This window comes from Conyzicola nivalis, assembly GCF_040548875.1.
Classification (GTDB): domain Bacteria; phylum Actinomycetota; class Actinomycetes; order Actinomycetales; family Microbacteriaceae; genus Conyzicola; species Conyzicola nivalis_A.
Genome location: NZ_JBEPSJ010000007.1, coordinates 1 through 5,510 on the forward strand (window position 1 = coordinate 1; position 5,510 = coordinate 5,510).

Annotated in this window: 3 rRNA genes; all 3 read left to right on the plus strand. The window is 54.9% G+C overall.

From position 1 onward, the window contains the following. Positions 1-128 precede the first annotated feature (128 nt). Positions 129-1,649 (plus strand): 16S ribosomal RNA (locus tag ABIE21_RS18335). Positions 1,650-2,094: 445 nt separating this feature from the next. Beyond that, positions 2,095-5,214, plus strand: a 23S ribosomal RNA gene (locus ABIE21_RS18340). A gap of 175 nt (positions 5,215-5,389) precedes the next feature. Continuing rightward, positions 5,390-5,506 (plus strand): 5S ribosomal RNA (rrf, locus tag ABIE21_RS18345). Together the 16S, 23S and 5S rRNA genes form the textbook arrangement of a ribosomal RNA operon. Positions 5,507-5,510: the final 4 nt, after the last annotated feature.

Below are 5,510 nucleotides of genomic sequence, written 5' to 3' on the forward strand. Positions count from 1 at the left end.
AAACATACAAAGCAAGTCAGTAATGATTTGTTCTGTCAGTTTCAAACTTGTCGCATCGACATCCTATTCCGGGTGCGTGCGGCGCTAGATGTGCCTGGTCGTCTTCGGACGGCTTGTGCAGTCAAACATTTATGGAGAGTTTGATCCTGGCTCAGGACGAACGCTGGCGGCGTGCTTAACACATGCAAGTCGAACGATGATGGAGAGCTTGCTCTCCGGATTAGTGGCGAACGGGTGAGTAACACGTGAGTAACCTGCCCTTGACTCTGGGATAAGCACTGGAAACGGTGTCTAATACCGGATACGAGCCTCCTCCGCATGGTGAGGGGCTGGAAAGAACTTCGGTCAAGGATGGACTCGCGGCCTATCAGCTAGTTGGTGAGGTAACGGCCCACCAAGGCGACGACGGGTAGCCGGCCTGAGAGGGTGACCGGCCACACTGGGACTGAGACACGGCCCAGACTCCTACGGGAGGCAGCAGTGGGGAATATTGCACAATGGGCGCAAGCCTGATGCAGCAACGCCGCGTGAGGGACGACGGCCTTCGGGTTGTAAACCTCTTTTAGTAGGGAAGAAGCGAAAGTGACGGTACCTGCAGAAAAAGCACCGGCTAACTACGTGCCAGCAGCCGCGGTAATACGTAGGGTGCAAGCGTTGTCCGGAATTATTGGGCGTAAAGAGCTCGTAGGCGGTTTGTCGCGTCTGCTGTGAAAACCCGAGGCTCAACCTCGGGCCTGCAGTGGGTACGGGCAGACTAGAGTGCGGTAGGGGAGATTGGAATTCCTGGTGTAGCGGTGGAATGCGCAGATATCAGGAGGAACACCGATGGCGAAGGCAGATCTCTGGGCCGTAACTGACGCTGAGGAGCGAAAGCATGGGGAGCGAACAGGATTAGATACCCTGGTAGTCCATGCCGTAAACGTTGGGAACTAGATGTAGGGGCCATTCCACGGTTTCTGTGTCGCAGCTAACGCATTAAGTTCCCCGCCTGGGGAGTACGGCCGCAAGGCTAAAACTCAAAGGAATTGACGGGGGCCCGCACAAGCGGCGGAGCATGCGGATTAATTCGATGCAACGCGAAGAACCTTACCAAGACTTGACATATACGAGAACGGGCCAGAAATGGTCAACTCTTTGGACACTCGTAAACAGGTGGTGCATGGTTGTCGTCAGCTCGTGTCGTGAGATGTTGGGTTAAGTCCCGCAACGAGCGCAACCCTCGTTCTATGTTGCCAGCACGTAATGGTGGGAACTCATAGGAGACTGCCGGGGTCAACTCGGAGGAAGGTGGGGATGACGTCAAATCATCATGCCCCTTATGTCTTGGGCTTCACGCATGCTACAATGGCCGATACAAAGGGCTGCAATACCGTGAGGTGGAGCGAATCCCAAAAAGTCGGTCTCAGTTCGGATTGAGGTCTGCAACTCGACCTCATGAAGTCGGAGTCGCTAGTAATCGCAGATCAGCAACGCTGCGGTGAATACGTTCCCGGGCCTTGTACACACCGCCCGTCAAGTCATGAAAGTCGGTAACACCCGAAGCCAGTGGCCTAACCGCAAGGGAGGAGCTGTCGAAGGTGGGATCGGTGATTAGGACTAAGTCGTAACAAGGTAGCCGTACCGGAAGGTGCGGCTGGATCACCTCCTTTCTAAGGAGCACTCGAGGACAGCGTCTGTATACAGCGCTTATCCGCCTCGTAAGCCATTTCGGAGGCATACGTCCTCCGGTGGCGCTCATGGGTGGAACATTGACATTGACCAGGACGGAGAGTCCTGACCCAGTACAACCCTCCGGGGTTCGGAACGGTCGTTGTCTCCTGAACGGTCTTGTGCACGCTGTTGGGTCCTGAGGGACCGGGCCGGCGTCGTCTTCGGACGGTGCCGATCGGACCTCTGGACTTCTGCCGCCATGGTTTCCTTGTGATTCCTGGCGGGGGAGTACCGCCCGTATTTTGAGAACTACACAGTGGACGCGAGCATCTTGAAAGATGCGGACGAGATGGGATGGACGCCTCCGGGTGTCCGGAATCGGATCGATCCGCGTCATATAAATTATCCAGACACCCTCCGGGGTGTTCTGGGTTACTCATGTGATATCAATTTTTTAAGAGCAGACGGTGGATGCCTTGGCATCTGGAGCCGAAGAAGGACGTATAAATCTGCGATAAGCCTCGGGGAGCTGATAATAGAGCTGTGATCCGAGGATTTCCGAATGGGGAAACCCCGCCAGGCGTACTTGTGCGACCTGGTGACTCCCGCCTGAATATATAGGGCGGGTAGAGGGAACGGGGGGAAGTGAAACATCTCAGTACCCCCAGGAAGAGAAAACAACCGTGATTCCGTTAGTAGTGGCGAGCGAAACCGGAAGAGGCCAAACCGATCATGTGTGATAGCCGGCAGGCGTTGCATGGTCGGGGTAGTGGGACTTTTCAGCTGTTACTGCCGTACAGCAAGAGTTACAACGCGATATAGACGAATGGTCTTGAAAGGCCAGCCATAGACGGTGCCAGCCCGGTAGTCGAAATGTCGCAATGGCTCGAGAAGGATCCCAAGTAGCACGGGGCCCGAGAAATCCCGTGTGAATCAGCCAGGACCACCTGGTAAGCCTAAATACTCCCAGATGACCGATAGCGGACAAGTACCGTGAGGGAAAGGTGAAAAGTACCCCGGGAGGGGAGTGAAATAGTACCTGAAACCGTCTGCTTACAAACCGTTCGAGCCTCCTTAGTAGGGGTGAGAGCGTGCCTTTTGAAGAATGAGCCTGCGAGTTAGTGATCAGTGGCGAGGTTAACCCGAGTGGGGCAGCCGTAGCGAAAGCGAGTCTTAATAGGGCGTTTTAGTCGCTGGTTCTAGACCCGAAGCGAAGTGATCTATCCATGGGCAGGTTGAAGCGACGGTAAGACGTCGTGGAGGACCGAACCCACTTCAGTTGAAAATGGAGGGGATGACCTGTGGTTAGGGGTGAAAGGCCAATCAAACTTCGTGATAGCTGGTTCTCTCCGAAATGCATTTAGGTGCAGCGTTGCGTGTTTCTTGCCGGAGGTAGAGCTACTGGATGGCCGATGGGGCCCAAAAGCTTACTGACGTCAGCCAAACTCCGAATGCCGGTAAGTGAGAGCGCAGCAGTGAGACGGTGGGGGATAAGCTTCATCGTCGAGAGGGAAACAACCCAGACTACCAACTAAGGTCCCAAAGCGTGTGCTAAGTGGGAAAGGATGTGGAGCTGCATAGACAACCAGGAGGTTGGCTTAGAAGCAGCCACCCTTGAAAGAGTGCGTAATAGCTCACTGGTCAAGTGGTTCCGCGCCGACAATGTAACGGGGCTCAAGCACACCACCGAAGTTGTAGATTTCGTATAGTAGCCCGGCCCGCAAGGGTCCAGGCGTACGGAGTGGTAGGAGAGCGTCGTGTGGCCAGCGAAGCGGCGGTGTAAACCAGCCGTGGAGGCCACACGAGTGAGAATGCAGGCATGAGTAGCGAAAGACGGGTGAGAAACCCGTCCTCCGAAAGACCAAGGGTTCCAGGGCCAGGCTAATCCGCCCTGGGTAAGTCGGGACCTAAGGCGAGGCCGACAGGCGTAGTCGATGGACAACGGGTTGATATTCCCGTACTGACGAAGAACCGCCCAAATCAATCCAGTAATGCTAAGTGTCTGAATCCCCTAGACGGATCCCTTCGGGGTGAAGCGTGGGGCCTAGCACACGACCCTATGCTGGTGCGGTTAGCGTATTAACAGGTGTGACGCAGGAAGGTAGCTGAGCCGGGCGATGGTTGTCCCGGTCTAAGGATGTAGGGCGAACGGTAGGCAAATCCGCCGTTCACATAGCCTGAGACCCGACGGGTAGTCCTCACGGACGAAATCAGTGATCCTATGCTGCCGAGAAAAGCATCGACGCGAGGTTCAAGTCACCCGTACCCCAAACCGACTCAGGTGGTCAGGTAGAGAATACCAAGGAGATCGAGAGAACCATGGTTAAGGAACTCGGCAAAATGCCCCCGTAACTTCGGGAGAAGGGGGGCCTGATGCGTGAAGGGATTTACTCCTGGAGCGTTTGAAGGCCGCAGAGACCAGTGGGAAGCGACTGTTTACTAAAAACACAGGTCCGTGCTAAGTCGCAAGACGATGTATACGGACTGACGCCTGCCCGGTGCTGGAAGGTTAAGAGGAACGGTTAGCCGCAAGGCGAAGCTGAGAATTTAAGCCCCAGTAAACGGCGGTGGTAACTATAACCATCCTAAGGTAGCGAAATTCCTTGTCGGGTAAGTTCCGACCTGCACGAATGGCGTAACGACTTCCCAGCTGTCTCAACCGTGGACTCGGCGAAATTGCACTACGAGTAAAGATGCTCGTTACGCGCAGAAGGACGGAAAGACCCCGTGACCTTTACTATAGCTTTGTATTGGTGTTCGGTGTGGCTTGTGTAGGATAGGTGGGAGACTGTGAAGCTCGGACGCTAGTTCGGGTGGAGTCATTGTTGAAATACCACTCTGGTCACTCTGGATATCTAACTTCGAACCGTGATCCGGTTCAGGGACAGTGCATGGTGGGTAGTTTAACTGGGGCGGTTGCCTCCCAAAAAGTAACGGAGGCGCCCAAAGGTTCCCTCAACCTGGTTGGTAATCAGGTGTCGAGTGTAAGTGCACAAGGGAGCTTGACTGTGAGAGTGACAACTCGAGCAGGGACGAAAGTCGGGACTAGTGATCCGGCAGTGGCTTGTGGAAGCGCTGTCGCTCAACGGATAAAAGGTACCTCGGGGATAACAGGCTGATCTTGCCCAAGAGTCCATATCGACGGCATGGTTTGGCACCTCGATGTCGGCTCGTCGCATCCTGGGGCTGGAGTAGGTCCCAAGGGTTGGGCTGTTCGCCCATTAAAGCGGTACGCGAGCTGGGTTTAGAACGTCGTGAGACAGTTCGGTCCCTATCCTCTGCGCGCGCAGGAAATTTGAGAAGAGCTATCCCTAGTACGAGAGGACCGGGATGGACGAACCTCTGGTGTGTCAGTTGTTCCGCCAGGAGCACCGCTGATTAGCTACGTTCGGAACGGATAACCGCTGAAAGCATCTAAGCGGGAAGCCGGCTTCAAGATGAGATTTCCAAGACTTTTAGTCGAGAGGCTCGCAGCTAGACTACTGCGTTGATAGGCGGGATGTGGAAGCGAGGACTAAAGACTCGTGGAGCTGACCCGTACTAATAAGCCGATAAATTGATAACACCTTCTGCCCCCTCATACGGGGTGATGAGTATGCTTGCGTCCACTATGTGGTTCCTGATCTACGGTCGGGAACCGCGAACAGAAACCAACCTGTTCGACCCCCACCAGCACAGCTGGCAGGATCGACACAGACGTTACTGATCGCGAAACCTTTTTGATACAGATCAAAAGAGTTTCGGCGGCCATAGCGAGAGGGAAACGCCCGGTCACATTCCGAACCCGGAAGCTAAGACTCTCTGCGCCGATGGTACTGCAAGGGGGACCTTGTGGGAGAGTAGGACACCGCCGGACATAA